The organism is Dactylosporangium sp. NBC_01737, from assembly GCF_035963215.1.
Taxonomy (GTDB): Bacteria; Actinomycetota; Actinomycetes; order Mycobacteriales; family Micromonosporaceae; genus Dactylosporangium.
Genome location: NZ_CP109153.1, coordinates 8,631,467 through 8,650,642, shown reverse-complemented (window position 1 = coordinate 8,650,642; position 19,176 = coordinate 8,631,467). Strand labels below are relative to the sequence as shown.

Sequence of the window (19,176 nt, the reverse complement as noted above, 5' to 3'; positions counted from 1 at the left end):
CCGGGCTGCGAGGGTCACTGCCGGATCGTGTTGACCGGCGAGCGGGGGCTGAGGCCGCTGAGGACCCGGACGGCCTCCTCGGCGGCGATGGCGCGCACCGAGTGCAGTGACTCCTCGGAGTAGTACGCGGCGTGTGGCGTGATGACGGTGTTCGGCAGGTGCAGCAGCGGGTTGTCCGGCCGCCAGTCGCGGTGCTTGGCCGGCTCCTCCTCCAGGTCGTCCAGCGCCGCGCCCGCGATCGTGCCGTCGGAAAGGGCCTCGGCGAGGGCCGAGTCCTCGACGATCGGGCCGCGGGCCGTGTTGACCAGGATCGCGTTGGGCTTCATGCGGGCGAGCGTCGCGTGGTCGAACAGGTGATGGGTGTCCTGGGTCAGCGGCGCCTGGATGACGAGATGGTCGGACTGCTCGACGAGCTCGTCGAAGGAGACGGGGTGCACGCCGTAGGCGCGGATCTGCGCGTCGTCGACGTACGGGTCGTGGCTTCGCAGGTCGACCCCGAACGGCCGGGCGCGTTCGGCGATGAGCCTCGCGATCGCGCCGAAGCCGAGAATGCCGAACACCTGGCCGTGCAGCCGCCGGATCGGCTCGCCGGTCCGCCAGCTCCAGACGCCGGCGCGGGTGGCCGCGTCGTAGTCGCTGATCTTCCGGGCGGCGCACAGCCACAGCGCGATCGCATGGTCGGCGACCTCGTCGGCGCACCAGTCGTTCGGGGCGTTGGTCACCTGGATGCCGAGGCGGGTGGCCGCGTCGACGTCGACGATGTCGACACCGGTGCCGTAGCGGGCGATCACCCGGCAGTTCGGCAGCTGCTGCATGGCGGTCGCGCCGATCCGGGCGTACTGGGTCAGGATGCCGTCGGCGTCCCGGCCGTGCTCGATCACCTCCGCCTCGGACTTGCACTGGTAGGAGTGCAGCGCGAAACCGGCCTCCTCGACGATGGCCCGCTCGATGTCCGTGTCGCCGAAGTCCGAGTCGGCGATCATGATGGTGCCGCGGTCAGTGGGAGTCACGGGGCATTCCCTTCGTGTGCACGATGTCCTGGTATGTGACGGCGAAGTCCAGGCAGCTGCCGGTGTCCATCTGGCCCGTGTGTGCCCGGAACAGCTCCTGCCAGGGCGTCTGGTTGGCGAGCGCCGGCGGGACGTGGTTGCGCCAGCGCTCGGCGATCTCCTCGTCGCTGAGCTCGACGTCGATGCGGTGCCCGGGGATGTCGAGGGTGATGCGGTCGCCGGTACGCAGGATCGCGAGGTTGCCGCCGACGGCCGCCTCCGGGCTGGCGTTGAGGATCGACGGGGCGTCGGCGGTGCCGCTCTGCCGGCCGTCGCCCAGGGTCGGGATCGCCTCGACGCCGCGGACGATCAGGGCCGTGGGCGGCTGCATGTTCACCACCTCGGCGGAGCCCGGGTACCCGATCGGGCCGGTGTTGCGCACGACCAGGATGCAGCCCTCGTCGATGTCCAGGGCCGGGTCGTCGATGCGCCGGTGGTAGTCCTCGGGTCCCTCGAAGACCACGGCGCGCCAGGTCACCGCCGGTGCGGTGAGGTAGCGGGACCGCAGGTCCTCGGTGATCACCGACATCTTCATCATCCCGGAGCGGAAGAGGTTGCCGTGCAGCACGAGGAATCCGCCGCGGGGTGCGAACGCGTCCTCGTACGCGGCGATGACGTCCGGGTCGGTGCTGTGCGCGGCGCGGACGTTGTCACCGACCGTCTGCCCGTTCACGGTCATCGCGTCGCCGTGCAGGCGGCCGGCGTCCAGCAGCGCGCGCATCACGGCCGGCACCCCGCCGGCGCGGTGGAAGTCCTCGCCGAGGTAGGCGCCGGCCGGGGCGCAGTTGGCCAGGATCGGCACGTCTCCCGCGATGCGCTCCCAGTCGTCGTTGGTCAGCTCCACGCCCGTGTGGCGGGCGATCGCGTTGAGGTGGATCGGGCAGTTGGTGGAGCCGGCGATGGCCGCGGTGACGACGACGGCGTTCTCGAACGCGTCCCGGGTCATGACCGTGCGCGGGGTGACGTCCGCGCGGACCAGCTCCACCGCGCGACGGCCGGTGTCGTAGGCGATCTGCCCGCGTTCGCGGTACGGGGCGGGGATCGACGCGCAGCCGGGCAGCGTCATGCCCAGCGCCTCGGCGATGCTGTTCATCGTCAGCGCGGTGCCCATCGTGTTGCAGTGCCCGACGCTGGGCGCCGAGCCCGCCACACGGTCCATGAACTCGGCGTAGTCGATCTCGCCGGCGGCGAGCAGGCGCCGCGACTGCCAGATGATCAGGCCCGAGCCGGCCCGCCGGCCGTCGACGTACCCGTTGAGCATCGGGCCGCCCGAGAGCACGATCGCGGGGATGTTGACCGTGGCGGCCGCCATCAGGCACGCGCCGGTCGTCTTGTCGCATCCGGTGGTCAGCACGACGCCGTCGAGCGGGTAGCCGTACAGGACCTCGACCAGGCCGAGGTAGGCGAGGTTACGGTCCAGGGCCGCGGTGGGCCGCTTGCCGGTCTCCTGCAGCGGGTGTACCGGGAACTCCATGGGAATGCCGCCGGCGTCGCGGATCCCGTCCCGCACCCGGTCGGCGAGCTCGAGGTGGTGCCGGTTGCACGGCACGAGGTCGCTGCCGGTCTGCGCGATGCCGATGATCGGCCGGCTGCCCTGCAGCTCGTCGCGGGTCAGGCCGAAGTTCAGGTAGCGCTCCAGGTACAGCGCCGTCATGTCGGGATTCTCCGAGTTGTCCCACCAATTCCGGCTGCGCAGTGCCGTGGCCGCCATCGTGGTCTCCTCACCGTCGCGGGGGCGGGCCGTCCGACCCGGCCGGGTACTCCTCCAGCGGGACCAGGTCCTTCGCCCAGGCGTCCAGCACCGGCGTGACGACCCGCCAGGACTCCTCGGCCTCGTCCGCGCGGATCGACAGCGCCGGGTTGCGGTGCAGCACGTCCAGCAGCAGCCGGCCGTACGGCGGCAGCTCCGCCGGCTCCGGCGTGGCCGCGAGCGTGAGCGGGGTGAGCACGTCACCGCGGTTCGAGGTGCCGGTCAGGTGCAGCGAGACGCTCTCCGGCTCCAGGCCGAAGCGCAGCACGTTGGGCTCGGCCGTGGCGTCCGTGCTGAACGGCAGGTGCGGCACCGGCCGGAAGTGGACCGCGACCTCGTGCCGGGCGGTCCGCAGCGCCTTGCCGGTCCGCAGCCGGAACGTCGTCCCGGGCCAGCGCCAGTTGTCCAGTTCGAGCAGCAGCTCCGCGTACGTCTCGGTGTGGTGCTGCGCGTCGACGCCGTCCTCGTCGACGTAGGCGGGTGTCCCCGCGCCGGCGCTGTAGCGGGCCCGGCGCGTGCGGTGTGCGGCGTCGTGCAGGCTCAGCGGCCGGATCGAGCGCAGCACGTCCATCTTGCGGTCGCGCAGGTCGCGGTCGCCGAGGCTGATCGGCGGCTCCATGGCCACCAGGCACAGCAGCTGCAGCAGGTGGTTCTGCAGCATGTCCCTGAGCGCGCCGACGCCGTCGTAGTAGCCGGCCCGGCCCTCCAGCGCCAGCGACTCGTCCCAGGTGATGTCGACCCGCTCGATGTGCGCGCTGCTCCAGATCGGCTCCAGCACCCGGTTGGCGAGCCGGACGCCGAGAACGTTGAGCACGGTCGCCATCGCCAGGAAGTGGTCGACGCGGAAGATGCTCCGCTCCGGGTACCGCTCGGCCAGCAGGTGGTTGAGCTCGATCGCGTCGTTGAGGCTCTCGCCGAACGGCTTCTCCAGCACGATGGTGCTGCCGTCCGCGGTCCCGGCGGTGTGCAGCGCCGACACCGCGCCCGGGAAGACCGACGGCGGGAGTGCCAGGTATGCGGCGACCGGCCGGTCGGACGGGATCACGGTGGTCAGCGCGCCCGGGTCGGTGACGTCGGCCCGCCGGTACTGCGCGGCCGCCACCACCCAGTGGCGGTGGTCGGCGGGGAGGTCGGGTGCGTGCCGGTCGAGCTGCTCGGCGGCCCAGGCCCGGAACGCTTCGTCACTCCAGTCCTCCCGGCCAAGGCCGGTGAGACCGAAGCGCTCGTCGAGATGACCAGCGGCGCGCAGGGCGCCGACGGCGGGCAGCAGGTAGCGCGCGGTGAGGTCACCGGTGGCGCCCAGGATTGCCAGGTGCTGGATCATGCCGTCGCTCCTTGCTTTGCTCGTTGCTTTGCTCGCGTCAGGGTGACGCCGCTGGCGATCACGCCGATGTGGCTGAACGCCTGCGGGAAGTTCCCGACGAGCTGTCCGCTGCCCGGGTCCACCTGTTCGGACAGCAGGCCCAGCGGGCTCGCCCGCTCGCACAGCGACGTGTACAGCTCCTCGGCCTCCTCCAGTCGCCCCTGACCCGTCAGGTTGTCGACCAGCCAGAAGCTGCACAGCAGGAAGGCGCCCTCATCGCCGGGGATGCCGTCCGGGGACTCGTCGTGGCGGTAGCGGTACAGCAGCCCGTCGCCGGCGCCGAGCCGCTCGCTGACCGCCTTCGTGGTCGCCACCATCCGGGGATGGTCGGCCGCGACGACGCCGCGCAGCGGCAGGGCCAGCAGGCTGGCGTCCACCCCGCCCCTGCCGTCGAGGTGTTCGGAGATCGTCTGCGCCTGCTCGTTCCACGCGTCCTCGACGATCGCCCGGTGGATCTCGCCGGCCTCCGCCCGCCACCGCGGTGCGGCGCCGGGCAGGCCGAGCCGGTCCGCCATCGTCGCGGCGCGGTCGAGGGCCACCTGGCACAGTGCGGCCGAGTAGGTGAAGACCCTGCCCTCGCTGCGCACCTCCCAGATGCCCTGGTCCGGCTGCCGCCACGTCTGTGCCGCCGCCTCCGCCAGCCCGGACAGGCCGGCCCAGAGCCCGGGCTCGACGTGGCCGCCGGCCCGTGACCACTGCTCGGCGCAGTCCAGCACCTCGCCGTAGATGTCGTGCTGGCGCTGGTCGGCGGCGCCGTTGCCCCAGCGCACCGGCGCGGAGTCCCGGTACCCGCGCAGCGCCGGGTCCACCTGCTCGTCGGGCACCTGCTCGCCGGCCAGCGTGTACATGATCCGGGGCTGCCGGCTCTGCTCGAAGGCGTCCAGGACCCAGCCGAGGAACGCGTCGGCCTCCCCGCCGAACCCGATGCGGCGCAGCGCGAAGACGGCGAACGCCGCGTCGCGGACCCAGGCGTAGCGGTAGTCCCAGTTGCGCGTCCCGCCGACGGGCGCCGGCAGCGACGACGTCGGCGCCGCGGCGACCGAGCCGTTGGCCCAGTGGTCGCACAGCTTGAGCGTGACCGCCGCGCGCCGGACCATCGGCTCCTGCGGGCCGTCGTACCCGAAGCCGGTCATCCACCGCCGCCACGCCTCCTCCGTGTGCCGCAGGGTCGTCTCGACGTCCAGCCGGTGGTGGCGATGGATCCGGCCCCACGACAGCACCAGCTCCACCCGGTCGCCGCGGGTCAGGTCGTGTCGGCTGTGCAGGCCGTCCAGCGGATGGCTGGAGCGCAGGTGCAGCCGGGTGACCGGCCCGCCCTGGATCTCCAGTCCACCGAACGCCGCGCGCACGAGGCCACCGCCTCGGGGCTCCACGTCGACCCGCAGCCGGACCGTGCCGTCAAGCACCTCGACCAGCCGCACCAGCTCGCCGCGGTCGGCGGGCGTGTCGTCCGTGAGGTCGGCGCCGGAGCGCAGCGCCAGCGCGTCGGTGAGCCGTACCACCCCGGTCGCGGTCCGCACCTCGGTGACGAGGACGCCCGTGTCACCCCGGTAGTGCTGGCGAGCCTCGGCAGCACCCTCGGGCGTCACGGCGAAGTGCCCTCCGCCGTCCCGGTCGAGCAGCCCGCAGAACAACGGCTCGGCGTCGAAGCCGGGCACGCACAACCAGGGGATACTGCCGTCCAGCCCGACCAGCGCGGCGGTCGCCCCGTCACCGATCAGTCCCATGTCCTCCAGCGGCACGAAGCCGTCGCGCAGGCGCAATGGGCGGAACGCGGGCTCGGGATCAAGCATGTCGTGACCCTCCACACGGAGTACGACGTTCTCGTGACCGGCGGCACCTACCCGGCCGCCCTGATCCGTAACGCACGGACACCCGCATATGCGGATACCGCTCGCTGTCCTACGACACGAACGCGCGGGTGACGTGCAGGTCATGGCCCACGCCGGCGGTCATGGCAGGCCCCGCGCGGCACCGCAACGCCGGCGGGGCGGAAATAGGGGCGACAGGCACCGGGGGCGGTCGGGCAGCATGGGATCCGTGAATGAACGGGGACCGGGGCGATTTCTGTGGTGGCTGGGGTGGCGGCTCAGGGGCAGGGTGGCGCTCGGGGCGTTGTTCGGGTCGCTGTGGTTCCTGAGTCTGGCGTTCACGCCGTTCCTCATCTCGCAGGCCATCGACCGGGGTCTCCAGTCGCGACGGCCCGGTGTCCTGGCCGGCTGGGCGGGTGCCGTGCTGCTCGTCGGGGTGGCCAGTGCCGGGCTGGGGATCATGCGGCACCGGAGCATGACGAAGCTGCGGATGGCCGCCGCGCTGGACACCGCCGACATGATCATGACGCACGCGACCCGGCTCGGGGCGGCGCTGCCGCGCAGGGTCACGGCCGGCGAGGTGGTGACGATCGGGATCTCCGACGTGTGGACGATCGGACGGGCGATGAACGTCGGCGGGGTCGGGTTCGCATCGACGTTCGCATACGTGGTGGTCGCGGTCCTGCTGTCGCACACGTCGCCGACCCTTGCCGTGGTCGTCGCGGCGGGGCTGCCGGTGCTGCTGCTGATCGTCGGGCCGCTGCTGCAGCGCACCCAGCGGGCCGGTCTGCGGTACCGCGACGGGCAGGGCGGGCTGAACGCCCGGCTGGTCGACGTGCTCGGCGGGCTGCGCATCCTCAACGGGCTCGGCGGCAAGGAGACCTACCTCGCCCGGTACACGAAGGAGTCGGCGACGCTGCGGGACCAGGGGTACCGGGTGGGCGCGCCGTCCAGCTGGATCGGGGCCCTCGGTGAGGGGCTGCCGGTCGTGTTCCTCGGCGTCGTGGTGTGGCTTGCCGCCCGGCTGGCGGCCGCGGGCGAGCTCACCGTCGGTCAGTTGGTGGCCGTGTACGGGTACACCGCCATGCTCGTCATCCCGGTCAATGTCATGATCTTCTGTGCGTTCGACATCGTGCGGGGGCTGGTCGCCGCGCGGCGGGTCGTGGACTTCCTGCGGCTGCCCCTGGACGACCCGTCCGGCGGCGCCGCACCCGCCACGCCGGCCGCCCTGCACGACCCGGGGTCCGGGGTCGTCGCGGAGCCCGGCCGGTTGACGGCCCTCGCGGGAGCCAGACCGGAGGACGCCGCCGCCGTGATCGACCGGCTCGGACGGTACGGCCCGACCGACGCGACCTGGGGCGGGCTGCGCCTGGCGGACATCGCGCAGGCCGAGGTCCGGGCGCGGATCCTGGTCGCGGACCACGACGCCGACCTGTTCGCCGGGCCGCTGCGCGAGGTGGTCGCCGGGCCGGACGAACCCGACGACGACCTGGTCGGGCTCGCCATCCGCACCGCCGTCGCCCACGACGTGGCCGCCGACCTGGGCCGGCCCGTCGAGTGGGGCGGCCGCAACCTGTCCGGAGGGCAGCGGCAGCGGGTCCGGCTGGCCCGGGCCGTGCACGCGGACCCGGAGGTGCTCCTGGTCGCGGAGCCGACGTCGGCCGTCGACGCGCACACCGAGGCAGCGATCGCCGAGCGGCTCTCGGCCGCGCGGGCCGGGCGCGGCACCGTCGTGGCGACCACGTCGCCGGTGCTGCTGGACCGGGCCGATGTGGTGCATTATCTGGTCGACGGCCGGGTCGCCGCATCGGGTACGCACAGGACGTTGCTCGCCGCACATCCCGGCTACCGGGCGCTGGTCACGCGGGCCTTCGGGGGCGACGCATGACCGCGACGCTGCCGATCGCCGATCAGCGCATGGTCGGCCGGGCGGCGCTGAAACTCCTGGCCGCCGACCGCCGGTCGGTCGCCGCGATCATCACGCTCAACTCCCTCGCCGCGCTCGCCGGGCTCGGCGCACCCTGGCTGCTGGGCCGCATCGTCGACGCCGTCACCCGCGGCGGCGGCGGGATCGACCGGCTCGCCCTCGCGGTGCTGGGGTGTGCCGTGGCGCAGATGCTGCTGACCCGGTTCGCGCTCGCCATCGCGTACCGGTTCGGCGAGCGGACGGCGTACCGCATCCGGGAAGGCTTCCTGCGGCGCGCGCTCGGCCTGCCGGCCGCCGTGGTGGAACGGGTGCCGGCCGGTGACCTCGCCGCCCGGGGCACCACCGACATCGACGCGGTCGCGAACACCCTGCGTGACATCGTGCCCGGCATGGCCGTCGGCGCCGTCCAGATCGTGTTCATCGTGTCCGCGGTGGTGGTCCTGCAGCCGGTGCTCGGCGTCGTCGGCGTCGCCGGGCTGTCCGGGATCTGGTTCGTCACCAGGTGGTACCTGCGCCGGGCCCGCGCCGCGTACCTCGCCGAGGGTGCGGCGAACTCGGTGCTCGCCGACGACCTGTCCGCGACCACCGCCGGCGCCCGCACGATCGAGGCGTTCGCGCTGCGCGAGCGGCGCCTGGCCGCCGGGCACGCGGCGATCAAGGAGACCCGCCGGACCCGCCTGGGCACCCTCGCCCTGCGATCCGTCTACTTCCCGCTGGTGGAGACGTCCTATGCGGTACCGGGTGTGCTCGTGCTGCTGCTCGGCGGGCTGCTGTACATCGACGGCCGGGTCAGCCTCGGCACCGTCGTCGCCGCCGTGCTGTACATGCGGCAGCTGGTCGGGCCGCTCGACGGCATCCTGATCTGGATCGAGCAGTTGCAGAGCAGCAGCGCCTCGTTCGCCCGGGTGGAGGGCCTCGCGGCGATCCCGCCCGCGCCGCCCGCCGTTGTCGAACCGCCACGGGACGAGCGGATCGAGGTCAGGGGCGTGCGGTACGCGTACGACCCGGGCCACGACGTGCTGCACGGCGTCGACCTGACGATCCGCCCCGGGGAACGGCTGGCGATCGTCGGGCTGTCCGGCGCCGGCAAGTCCACGCTCGGCATGCTGATCGCCGGCGTCGACCGGCCGGCCGCCGGCACGGTCACGGTCGGCGGGGTGCCGATCGCCGACCTCCCGCCGGACGAGCTGCGCCGGCACGTCGTGCTCGTCACCCAGGAGCACCACGTCTTCCGCGAGTCCCTGCGCGACAACCTGATCGTCGCCGCGCCCGACGACGTGCTCCGCGCGGCGCTGAAGACCGTCGGCGCCGACTGGGCCGACGACCTGGACCGCGACCTCGCGCAGCGGCCGCTGGACGGCGCGCAGGCGCAGCAGGTCGCCCTGGCCCGGGTCGTCCTCGCCGACCCGCACACGGTGATCCTGGACGAGGCGACCGCGCTGCTGGACCCGACCGCGGCCCGCACCGCCGAGCGCGCCTTGGCCGCCGTGCTGCACGAGCGCACCGTGATCGCGATCGCGCACCGGCTGCAGACCGCGCACGACGCCGACCGGGTCGCGGTGATGGAGGACGGTCGCATCATCGAGCTCGGCACCCACGACGACCTCGTCGCCGCCGGCGGGCCGTATGCCGCGCTCTGGCACTCCTGGCACGACGGCGTCTGACCGGCGCAGCGCCGGCCAGTGCTGTCGGCCGGCCGGTGCGTTATTGGCTGGCCGGGTGCCGGGGGCGGTGGGACGATGCGCGGGTGAGGAATCCGTCGTGACAGCCGCCGCTACCGGGTCGCCCGACGTCCGCACGACGGCAGGGGTGCTGCGCGGCAGCCGCGAGGCGGGCCTGGCCGTGTTCCGCGGCATCCCGTATGCACAGCCGCCGGTCGGCGCGCTCCGCTTCGCCGCGCCGCGGCCGGTGCACGCCTGGACGGGGTGCGGCCCGCGGTCGCGTTCGGCCCGCCACCGCCGCAGCCCGGCCTGTTCAGCATGGGCGACCTCGCGCCGGCGGCGGGCGACGACTGGCTCACGGTCAACGTCTGGTCGCCCGATCCCGCGCCCGGCGCCGGCCTGCCCGTGCTGGTATGGATCCCCGGCGGCGCCTACGCGATCGGCGCGTCCAGCCTGCCGGAGTTCGACGGCGGCCGGCTGGCCGCGGGCGGCGTCGTCGTGGTGACGCTCAACTACCGCCTCGGCGTGGAGGGGTTCGCACAGATCGACGGCGCCCCCGCCAACCGTGGGCTGCTCGACCAGGTCGCCGCGCTGGAGTGGGTGCGCCGCGACATCCGCGGCTTCGGCGGCGACCCGGACCGGGTGACGGTCTTCGGCCAGTCGGCGGGCGGCGGGTCGGTCGCCGCGCTGCTGGCCATGCCACGGGCCGCCGGGCTCTTCCGCCGGGCCGTCGCGCAGAGCATCCCGGGGACGTTCTTCTCCCCCGAGCTCGCCGCCGACATCGCCGCCGCCTTCGCCGCCGAGCTCGGGGTGCGCCCCACCGCGGCCGACCTGTCCACTGTGGACCCGACCCTGCTGCCCGCCGCGGGCGACGCCGTCTTCACGAAGATCGAGCAGTGGAAGGACCGCTGGGGCCCGATCACGTACCGGCCGATCCCGTTCGCACCCGTCGTGGACGGCGACGTCCTGCCGGCCACCCCCTGGCAGGCCCTCGCCGCCGGCGCCGCCCGGGGCGTCGACCTGCTCGCCGGGCACGTCCGCGACGAGCACCGGCTGTTCAGCCTGATCGACGGCGTGCTGGGCCAGGTCACCGCGGAGCAGGCCGACGCCGCCCTGCGCGCCCTCGCCCCCGGCCCGGACGGCGCCGGCCGCTACCGTGCGGCGTTCCCGGACGCCTCCTCGGAGCAGCTGTACGAGACGGTCAACGCCGACTGGCTGTTCCGCATGCCGACGCTGCACCTCGCGGCGGCGCACGCGGCCGCCGGTGGCCGGACCCACCTGTTCGAGGTGACCTGGGCCGCCCCGGGCATGGCCGGCGCCCTCGGCGCCTGCCACGGTCTCGACGTGCCACTCGTCTTCGGCAACCTCAGCAGCGGCCGCCCCGGCATGCTGATCGGCGATCCCCCGCCCGCGGAGGCCGAGGCGCTGTCCGCACGCATCCGCGCCGCCTGGACCGCGTTCGCCACCGGCGGCGACCCCGGCTGGCCCGCGTACGACGCTGCGCAGCGCCTGACCCAGATCCTCGACACGCGGCCGGCCGTCACCGCGTACCCGGAGGCGGCATCCGAGCGGCTGTGGCGGGAGCACACCTTCGCGGCGCTGCCCCTGCACGCATGATGCAGGACTGGGTGTTCGAGGAGAACGTGGTCCAGTTCCTGCAGCACCTCAGCAGGTACATCGGCTACCGGTACGACCACCTGGACGAGGACGCGCTCACCGGCGCGCTGGAGCAGACCGACGACGAGACGCCCGACGCCTGGTTCACCTATCCTCTCCAAGGAACCCCGCCGCTCACGGTGTCGCTGGCCCAGGCGGTCGACGGCAGCGTGGTGAGCGTCCGGGTGGACGGCGACATCGACCCGGTCCTTGCCGCCAGGATCGAGACCCTGTTCGATCTGCTGTAGGTCACCGTGACGGAGGGGGGACGCATGGCGCTGGGGCGGGTGCTGGTGATCGGGCTCGACCCGGTCAAGATCCCGGGCTGGGACCCGGCGCCGGTCGTGGCCGCGATCGCCCGCGGTCAGGCCCGCTTCGCCGACCTCGGCATCGAGGCCGACACGTGCCTGGTGGCACCGGACGAGGACCCGGACGCCGCGATCGTCGACGCCCTGACCCAGCACGACTACGCGTGCGTGGTGGTCGGCGGCGGCATCCGCAAGCACGAGCCGCTGCTCGAACTCTTCGAACGCGTGGTCAACCTGGTCCGGCAGCACGCCCCGGGAGCGGCGATCGCGTTCAACAGCACCCCCGAGGACACCGCCGACGCCGCCCTGCGCTGGCTGCGGTAGCCGCGTCGATGCCGGACGACCGGCGAGCGTCGCTCGTCGCCGCGGTGCACGCCCGGCTGGACCGGGCACGACGCGCCGGGGACCCCGCCGAGCTGCTGGGCCCGGCGGGCGACTGGGACATCGTGGGTCTGACCGCGTTGCTCGACGAGGACGCGGAGGACCTCGAGGCGCACTGGCTGCTCGGCAGCCTGCACTGGCACCGCGGCACCGCCGGCGGCGACGCCGACGAGGTCGGGGCCGCGGTCGAACGGTTCACGGTGTGCTTCGTCAACGGCATCGACGACCTGCCCGACATCCTGCTGCCGGTCCTCGCCCAGCGGGCCGCGCCGTTCGCGGTGCAGCTGCTGCAGGAGGCCGCGGCCGGCGGCGACCCCGCCCTCGTGCGGGCGCTCGTCGGTGTCTGGCAGCGCATCACCGCCGCCGGCCCGGACGACCCGGACCCGGCGCTGTGCCACAACAACCTCGCCATCGCCCATCAGCTGCGCCTGGACCTGGCCGGCGATCCGGCGGACCTCGACGCGGCCGTCGTCGCCTCCGAGACCGCGGTCGCCGCGTCCGACGACAGCCACCCGCAACGCGGAGCGTTCCTATTGCTCCGGTGACGCCCGTGCCGTTGCCACGCGCCTTCGTCGGCCGCGCCGCCGAGTTCGCGGCGCTCGAACTGGCGTCGGTCGGCGGTGCCTCGCCGACGGTCCTGCATGGGCCACCCAGATCCGGCAAGACGGCACTGGCCGCCGCGTACGCGCACGAACACGGCGAGCCCGTGTGGTGGGTCGACGCGGGCGGGCCCGCCGGCATCCGCGCGGCACTGGCCGAGGTGCATGATCGTGGTCGCTACGCCCGCAGGAAGGTCAGGACGGCCAGCACGCGGCGGTGTTCGCGTTCGTGCTGGATCAGGCCGAGCTTCGTGAAGATGGACGTGACGTGCGCCTCGACGGTCTTGATCGCCAGGTGCAGGTCGGCGGCGACCGCGGCGTTGGACAGGCCCTGCGCCATCAGGGCGAGCACGGCGCGCTCCCGATCCGTGAGCGCGTCCAGGGGGTCGCGCTCACGGCGGCGGGCGACCAGGCGGGTCACGAGCTCGAGGTCGATGACGGTCTCGCCGCGGGCGACCTTGCGCACGTCGGTCCCGAACGCGGCGAGGTCGGAGACCCGGTCCTTCAACAGGTAGCCCACGCCGCCGTCGAACTCGGTCATCAGGCGCAGCGCATGGTGCACCTCGACGTGCTGTGACAGCAGCATCAGGCCGACGCCGGGCACCGTCGCGCGGATCGCGGCCGCGGTGTCGATGCCCTCCGCCGCGTACCCGGGCGGCATGCGCAGGTCGATCACGGCGACGTCGGGCGGGTCGGCGCGCACCAGGCCGAGCAGCGCCGCGCCGTCGCCGGCCTGACCGGTCACGGTGAAACCGACGTCGGTGAGGATGCGGGCCATGCCTTCGCGGAACAGCACGGCGTCGTCGGCGAGCATCACGCGCACGGGATCACCGTGCTCAGCCGCGTGCCGGCCTGGTCGCTGACGATCGTCAGGCGGGCGTCGAGGGTCGCGAGCCGGTCGGCGAGGCCCTCCAGGCCGCTGCCCGCCCGGACCGCGGCGCCGCCGCAGCCGTCGTCGGTGACCTCGACGAGCAGACCGGCCTCGGCCAGGACGATCCGGACCGCCACGGTCCCGGCGCCGGAGTGCTTGGCGGCGTTCGTGAGGCCCTCGCTGACCACGAAGTACGCCGTGGACTCGACCTCGGACGGCAGGCGCCGGGCCACCGACATCGTCAGCCGCACCGGCAGCGGCGAGCGGTCGGCGAGGAACTCGATCGCCGCCTCGAGCCCGTCCTGGGTCAGCACGGCCGGGTGCAGCCCGCGCGCCATCTCCCTCAGCTCCGCCGTGGCCTCCAGCAGCTGCCGGCGTACGTCGTCGGCCCGGGCCGCCACCTCGGCGGCTGCGCCGGTCGCCGCGAGGCGCACCACCCCGCCGAGCTCCATCGCCACGGTGACCAGCCGCTGCTGGGCGCCGTCGTGCAGGTCACGCTCCAGCCGCCGGCGTGCGGCGTCGCCTGCCGCCACCAGGCGCTGGGCGGTCGCCCGCAGCTCCAGGACCAGACCGGCCTGGGCGGCCAGGTCACCGACCAGCCGATGCTCCACGCTGGACAGGGACTCCCCGGGCGCCTGCCGCACGGTGATCGCGCCCCGGAACCGGCCGTCGTGCCGGACCGGCACGCCCGCGAGTTCGGTCAGCGTGCATGGCTCCGGTGGGAGCGGCGTGGTGACCGGCCACGCGGCCACGGCCCGCAGCTCCTCACCGCTGGGCCGCCTGCTCACCGCGTCGCTCGTCGTCGCGCCCGCCGTCTATCTCGTCGCCGACGTCCTGTACGCGACCCGGGGCTGGGACGATCCCACCGCCGCCGTCGTCCACGTGCTCGGCGCGGTCGGGTACACCCTCGTCCTGGTCCGCCTCGTGACCCTCGGCGACGGCGTCCTGGCCGCCGTCCTGCTCGTGGTCGGCGCGTTCGGCGCCGCAGGCGACGTCGCGTACGGGTTCAACACCATCCACGTCTCGCTCGGCGACACCGACCTGGTCGACGCCGCCGGCGCCGCCGTGCTCATCAAGCCGCTCGGCCTGTGTTTCCCGCTGACGCTGCTGCTCGGCGCGGCCGTCCTGCGCCGTCACGCACCGGTCTGGACCGTCGCGCTGCTCGCGGCCGGCGGGCTCGCCTGGCCGGTGGCGCACATCGCCAACATCGGCTGGCTCGCCGTGCTCGTCAACGCCGCCCTGGTCGCCGCGTTCGCCGGCGCCGCCGCCGCACTGTCCCGCACCCCGGACCCGGTCGCCGCTCCAGTCGGCTGAGCACCACGTCGGCGTGTGTACCGCGCCGGCGAGCAGGTATCGTCCGCGGGCATGACGGGGGACGAGCCCATGGACGCCATCGGGCAGGCGTTGGAGCAGGCGTACGAGGCGTACGAGGCCGGCGACCACGGGCGGGCCGGCGCGCTGCTCGCGGCCACGGCGCCGCTGCTGCCGGACGGGTTCGCGAAGCCACTGTGGTTCGACGCGGCACTGTGCGCGCTGCTCCAGCGGGACTGGCCGCTGGCGGTCGAACGGGGCCGGGAGGCGGTCCGGTTCGTCGAGCGCGGGACGGGCGAGCCCGCGTACTGGAATCTCGGCACGGCGGCGACCGCGCTGCGCGACTGGGCCCTGGCGCGGGACTGCTGGGAGGGTTTCGGCATGCCGCCGTTGCCGGGCGAAGGCCCGATCGACACCGACGGCGGACCGGCGTGCGTGCGGCTGAGCGTCGGCGAGGTCGTCTGGGTGACCCGGCTCGACCCGGTCCGCGGCAAGGTCCAGAACGTGCCGTTCGACCCTTCCCGCCGGTACGGGGAGGTCGTGCTGCACGGCGGCGCGCCGAGCGGCGAGCGCATCATGGGCGGCGTCGGCTACCCGGTGTTCGACGAGATCGAGCTGTTCGAGCCGTCCGACCTCGCCACGCTCGCCGTGGTCGTCAGCGCGCCGGACCCCGACGACCTGGAGGCCTTGGCCCTCCGCTTCGCCGAGCGCGGCTACGGCATGGAGATCCTGAGCAGCCGGGTCGACCGGTGCGCCTGCTGCAGCGCGGGCTCCCACGTGTCCGACCGGGGCCGGTTCGCCGGCGAGCAGCAGTTGTTCGTCGCCGCCCCCGAACCCGCGGCCCGCGACCTGCTCGACACCTGGGCCCGCGACCGCCCGGACGCCCGCCAATGGGCCGACCTGCACCCCGCCTGACCTGCCGGGCCGTCCGCCCGGCCATCGTCACTGGTCCGTCGGCGACAGCGCGTAGATGAGGCCTTCCTCGGCGGTCATGGCGGCGCCTCGGCTGCGGGCCTGGTCGAGGGCGTCGGCGGGCAGGTGGACGGTGAGGGTCGTGAGCGTCTCCTCGTACTGGGCGCGTTCGTCGGCCGGCCATTCGCCGCCCGCGCGGGCCAGCTGGGCGGCGGCGAGGCCGTGCAGGGTCGCGGCGCGTTCGAGGCGGCCGCGGGCGGCGGTGACGGCGGCCAGGCCGTTGAACATCCAGGCGGTCGCCATCACGTCGGCGCGGCGGGCGCACAGGGTGAGGGCCTCGCGGGACAGGGCCTCGGCGCGGTCGAGGTTGCCGAGCTGCCGTTCGACCATGCTGAGGTTCGCCGACTCGACCCAGACCACGAACTCGTCCCCGCGCTCGCGGCCCGCCTCCAGCCGGGCCGACATCACCTCGCGGGCGCCGGTGAGGTCGCCGGCCATCTGCAGGGCGACGCCGAGCACGTGCAGGGCGCTGGAGCGTCCCGGGTCGGCGTCGTCCAGGCCGGCCGTCACGTCCTGCGCGCGCCGCAGCAGCCGCACGGCCTCCAGGACGTCGGTGTTGATGGCGACCCGGGCGAGGCCGGCGAGGACGAGCGCCTGCAGTGACGGGTCGCCGTCCGCACCCGCCAGGGCCGCTGCGAAGCGCTGCTCCGCGAGCTCATACCTGCCCGCCCAGAAGACGAGGTAGCCGTGGTCGTACAGGGCTCGCGCGGGCGCCGGGTCGCTCAGCGCCTGGTCGAACCACGCGTCGCCTTCGTCGATGCGCTTCGTCGCGATCCAGAACGGCACCAGTGCGCCGGCGAGGCGGAGCGCGGTGTCCGGGTTCCCGGCCGTGCGGTACCAGTCCAGCGCCTCCCGCAGCTCGCCGTAGCGCGCTTCGAGCATCTGCTCGGCGTCGGGGTCCTGCCTGCGCCGGCGCCGCTGCGCGTCCTCAGCGAGCTCCAGCAACCCGGCCGCGGTGTCGGCGTCCATGCCGCGCACGCTACCGGCGCCTGTCAACGAGCGGCGCCGGTGAAGAACTCGATGAAGCCGGAGGGGGCGCGGTCGCCGAGGCAGAGGTCGAGCAGTTCGTGCGCGTCGGCGTACTCCGATGCGCTGCGGGGAAACATCGTGGCCTCGTAGGTGGTGAGCGCCGCTTCGATGTCGCCGGGGTGTGCGGCGACGGCGAGGCCGAGCTCGGCGGCGTCGAGCATGGCGAGGTTGGCGCCCTCGCCGGCCGGTGGCATCAGGTGCGCGGCGTCGCCCAGCAGCGTCACTCCCGGCACGCGGTCCCACCGGTGGCCGTCGGGGAGGGTGTAGATCATGCGCGGGACCGGTGCGCCCTCGCCTTCGGTGATCAGGGCGGTGAGTTCCGGCGCCCAGCCGTCGAACTCGGCCGCGACCCGGGCGGCCGCCGCGGCGGCGTCGGTGAAGTCGATGCCGGCGACCCACTCCGCGGGGCGCCGCAGCTGGACGTACGCGTGCAGCACGCCGCCCGCCTCGCGGTGCGCGACGATCCCGCGTCCCGGGGTGAGCACGAACATCACGCCGTCGCCGACCAGCTTCGCGGTCGCGGGATGCCGCTCGTCGACGTCGTGCAGGTAGGTCTCGACGAAGGTCGTGCCGCTGTACTCGGGTGTCGCGGCCGACAGCAGGGGGCGGACCTTCGACCAGGCGCCGTCGGCACCGACGAGCAGCGCGGCGCACACGGTCGATCCGCGGGCGAAGGCCACCTCGGTACGCCCGTCGCCGAGGGTGCGGACGCCGGTGACCTTGCGGCCCCACTGGATCGTGCCGGCGGGCAGGGAGTCGATCAGGATCCGGCGCAGGTCCCCGCGGAGCACCTCGGGGCGCCGGGCGGTGCCGTCGTCCGGCGCCTCGAACAGCACCGTCCCGTGCTCGTCCAGCGCCCGGGTCGCCTCGGCGCCCTCGTGGATGATCGCGCGGAACTCGGCGGTGAGGTGGGCCGCCGCGAGAGCGACCTGGCCGTTGTGCTCGTGGATGTCGAGCTGGCCGCCCTGCGTGCGGGCCTGCGCGGACGGCTCCGCCTCGTAGACCGTCGCGGGGATGCCGTGGACGTGCAGGACGCGGGCGAGGGTGAGCCCGCCGAGGCCCGCACCGATGATCGTGACCGGTGGTGTCATCGTGTTCCCTTCAGGACGGTCTGGAACGGCGTTCCAGACACCCATCGTGGAACGGCGTTCCAGGCCGTGTCAAGGTGGCGCTCACGACACCGGCGGCCCGCCACCCGACTTCCGGCCCGTGACGGCGTCCAGCGCGGCGAACACGCCGCCGGACACTCCGCCGAGCAGCGCCGCGCCGCCGTGGATGTCGCCGAGCGCGAGGAGTACCAGCGCGAAGGCCAGACTCACGACGGCCGGCGGTCGGCTCGCTGCGAGCACCAGGGCCGCGGCGGCGAGCGAGGCGGCGAGGCCGTAGTTGACGAGTGAGGTGCCGGCGCCGACGGGCTGCACGACGAGGCCCCACAGGTTGCCCAGGACCTGCACGGCGAGCGCCACGCACACCCACCGGGCCGGGCCCCAGAGGCGCTCGGCGAGCGTACCGATGACGGCGAGCGCGGCAAGATTGAAGATCAGACCTGGCCAGCCGCCGTCCTGCACGGCGAACGACGTCACCAGGCGCCACAGCTGCCCGTCGCCGATCGCCGCCCGGTCGCGTCGCAGCGCCTCGAACAACCCGGGCGCGACGGTGAGCTGGAGCAGCGACGGTACCGCGGTGAGCGCGAACGCGACCATCGTGGCGACCGGTGCCCGTCGCGCCGGTGCGGGCGGCCGCGCGCGGAGCAACCCGGCGCCGGCCATCCCGGCGGTCACGAGCACGACGACATAGAGCACGGACAGCACCGCATCCACGCGACCATGGTGGCCCATGACCGTCACGCGCGCAGGCGGGTACCGTGCGAGCAGTGGACAACCCACGGATCTGCACCGTCGGCCACGGCGCGCGGCCGATCGGGGCGCTGCTGGAGATCCTGGCCGGCGCCGGCGTGGACACCCTCGTCGACGTGCGCCGGTTCCCGGGGTCCCGGCGGCACCCGCAGTTCGGCCGTGACGCGCTCGCGGCCGCCGTGACCGGCGCGGGGCTGACCTACACCTGGCAGGGCGAGACCCTCGGCGGACGACGCCAGATCGTCGCGGGCTCCAGACACACCGCGCTGCGCAACGCCGCGTTCGCCGCCTACGCCGACCACATGGACACCCAGGCGTTCCGCACCGCCGTCACCGACCTTCTCGCCCGTGCCGCGACGGACCTGCCGGCGGTCATGTGCGCCGAGACGCTCTGGTGGCACTGCCATCGCATGCTCATCGCGGACGCCCTCGTCATGCGAGGCGCGACGGTCGAGCACCTCCTGGACGCCGGCACCCGCCAGCCGCACCGCCTCACCGACGGCGTCCGCCGCGACCGCGGCGGCTGGCCCGTGTACGACGCCCAGCAGGCCCTGCCCGGCCTGTGACCACCCGGCTTCCATACCCCGTCCAATCATTTCGGGCCGATCCGGGGATTGCCGGCGGTGAGTGCG

17 protein-coding genes and 1 pseudogene are annotated in these 19,176 nt (G+C 74.1%); 9 read left to right on the top strand and 9 right to left on the bottom strand.

Features of this window, described 5'->3' with window-relative positions; genetic code table 11:
- Positions 1–14: 14 nt before the first annotated feature.
- From OHA72_RS39165 to OHA72_RS39150, 4 genes are read right to left on the bottom strand one after another with little or no spacing between them, the layout of a single operon-like run.
- Entirely contained in the window at positions 15–1,010 is a 996-nt protein-coding gene (locus tag OHA72_RS39165) for a C-terminal binding protein (RefSeq protein ID WP_327001122.1), read from the bottom strand.
- Entirely contained in the window at positions 997–2,760 is a 1,764-nt protein-coding gene (locus OHA72_RS39160; protein ID WP_327001121.1) for an IlvD/Edd family dehydratase, read from the bottom strand. The genes OHA72_RS39165 and OHA72_RS39160 overlap by 14 nt, the downstream gene beginning before the upstream one ends.
- A 10-nt stretch (positions 2,761–2,770) precedes the next feature.
- Entirely contained in the window at positions 2,771–4,123 is a 1,353-nt protein-coding gene (locus OHA72_RS39155; protein ID WP_327001120.1) for a glucose-6-phosphate dehydrogenase, read from the bottom strand.
- Positions 4,120–5,955, bottom strand: coding sequence for a glycoside hydrolase family 15 protein (locus OHA72_RS39150; RefSeq protein WP_327001119.1), 1,836 nt, complete (start codon positions 5,953–5,955; stop codon positions 4,120–4,122). The genes OHA72_RS39155 and OHA72_RS39150 overlap by 4 nt, the downstream gene beginning before the upstream one ends.
- Before the next feature lie 307 nt (positions 5,956–6,262).
- Between OHA72_RS39150 and OHA72_RS39145 the strand changes: the two genes are divergently transcribed.
- The 6 genes and pseudogenes from OHA72_RS39145 (at position 6,263) to OHA72_RS39115 (ending at position 12,451) form a co-directional block, all read left to right on the top strand.
- Positions 6,263–7,861: an ABC transporter transmembrane domain-containing protein gene (locus OHA72_RS39145; protein WP_327011750.1), complete on the top strand. Its 1,599-nt coding sequence runs from the start codon at positions 6,263–6,265 to the stop codon at positions 7,859–7,861.
- The gene (locus OHA72_RS39140) at positions 7,858–9,564 is read left to right on the top strand and encodes an ABC transporter ATP-binding protein (protein ID WP_327001118.1); all 1,707 of its coding nucleotides are present in this window, start codon (positions 7,858–7,860) and stop codon (positions 9,562–9,564) included. The genes OHA72_RS39145 and OHA72_RS39140 overlap by 4 nt, the downstream gene beginning before the upstream one ends.
- A pseudogene (locus tag OHA72_RS39130) lies at positions 9,527–11,178 on the top strand (carboxylesterase/lipase family protein). The gene OHA72_RS39140 and the pseudogene OHA72_RS39130 overlap by 38 nt, the downstream one beginning before the upstream one ends.
- Positions 11,175–11,465 (top strand): hypothetical protein, encoded by a 291-nt coding sequence (locus OHA72_RS39125; RefSeq protein ID WP_327001116.1) that lies wholly within the window; start codon positions 11,175–11,177, stop codon positions 11,463–11,465. Before OHA72_RS39130 ends, OHA72_RS39125 begins: the two are co-directional and overlap by 4 nt.
- A 24-nt stretch (positions 11,466–11,489) precedes the next feature.
- Positions 11,490–11,849 (top strand): hypothetical protein, encoded by a 360-nt coding sequence (locus OHA72_RS39120; protein ID WP_327001115.1) that lies wholly within the window; start codon positions 11,490–11,492, stop codon positions 11,847–11,849.
- Positions 11,850–11,857: 8 nt separating this feature from the next.
- A complete protein-coding gene (locus OHA72_RS39115; RefSeq protein WP_327001114.1) occupies positions 11,858–12,451 on the top strand; it encodes a hypothetical protein in 594 nt (197 codons plus the stop codon).
- A gap of 232 nt (positions 12,452–12,683) precedes the next feature.
- Here OHA72_RS39115 and OHA72_RS39110 read toward each other — a convergent pair whose 3' ends face one another.
- On the bottom strand, positions 12,684–13,328 hold the full coding sequence (locus OHA72_RS39110; RefSeq protein ID WP_327001113.1) for a response regulator transcription factor: 645 nt from the start codon (positions 13,326–13,328) through the stop codon (positions 12,684–12,686).
- Positions 13,319–14,128, bottom strand: a complete 810-nt coding sequence (locus tag OHA72_RS39105) for a sensor histidine kinase (protein ID WP_327001112.1) — start codon at positions 14,126–14,128, stop codon at positions 13,319–13,321. The genes OHA72_RS39110 and OHA72_RS39105 overlap by 10 nt, the downstream gene beginning before the upstream one ends.
- Between OHA72_RS39105 and OHA72_RS39100 the strand changes: the two genes are divergently transcribed.
- Positions 14,109–14,690, top strand: coding sequence for a hypothetical protein (locus OHA72_RS39100; RefSeq protein ID WP_327001111.1), 582 nt, complete (start codon positions 14,109–14,111; stop codon positions 14,688–14,690). The genes OHA72_RS39105 and OHA72_RS39100 overlap by 20 nt on opposite strands.
- Before the next feature lie 51 nt (positions 14,691–14,741).
- Positions 14,742–15,602 carry a hypothetical protein gene (locus OHA72_RS39095; RefSeq protein ID WP_327001110.1) on the top strand — a complete coding sequence of 287 codons (861 nt, stop codon included), beginning with the start codon at positions 14,742–14,744 and terminating at the stop codon, positions 15,600–15,602.
- Between the two features lie 27 nt (positions 15,603–15,629).
- Here the strand turns inward: OHA72_RS39095 and OHA72_RS39090 are convergent, their stop codons facing one another.
- The 3 genes from OHA72_RS39090 to OHA72_RS39080 all read right to left on the bottom strand — a co-directional run bounded on the left by OHA72_RS39090 (position 15,630) and on the right by OHA72_RS39080 (position 18,508).
- A complete protein-coding gene (locus tag OHA72_RS39090; protein ID WP_327001109.1) occupies positions 15,630–16,628 on the bottom strand; it encodes a hypothetical protein in 999 nt (332 codons plus the stop codon).
- A gap of 23 nt (positions 16,629–16,651) precedes the next feature.
- Complete coding sequence (locus OHA72_RS39085; protein WP_327001108.1) at positions 16,652–17,779, bottom strand: FAD-dependent oxidoreductase; 1,128 nt, start codon at positions 17,777–17,779, stop codon at positions 16,652–16,654.
- An 81-nt stretch (positions 17,780–17,860) separates the two neighbouring features.
- Entirely contained in the window at positions 17,861–18,508 is a 648-nt protein-coding gene (locus tag OHA72_RS39080) for a rhomboid family intramembrane serine protease (protein ID WP_327001107.1), read from the bottom strand.
- A gap of 53 nt (positions 18,509–18,561) precedes the next feature.
- Here OHA72_RS39080 and OHA72_RS39075 point away from each other — a divergent pair, with 53 nt between their 5' ends.
- Positions 18,562–19,110: a DUF488 domain-containing protein gene (locus OHA72_RS39075; protein ID WP_327001106.1), complete on the top strand. Its 549-nt coding sequence runs from the start codon at positions 18,562–18,564 to the stop codon at positions 19,108–19,110.
- The last annotated feature ends 66 nt before the right edge of the window (positions 19,111–19,176 follow it).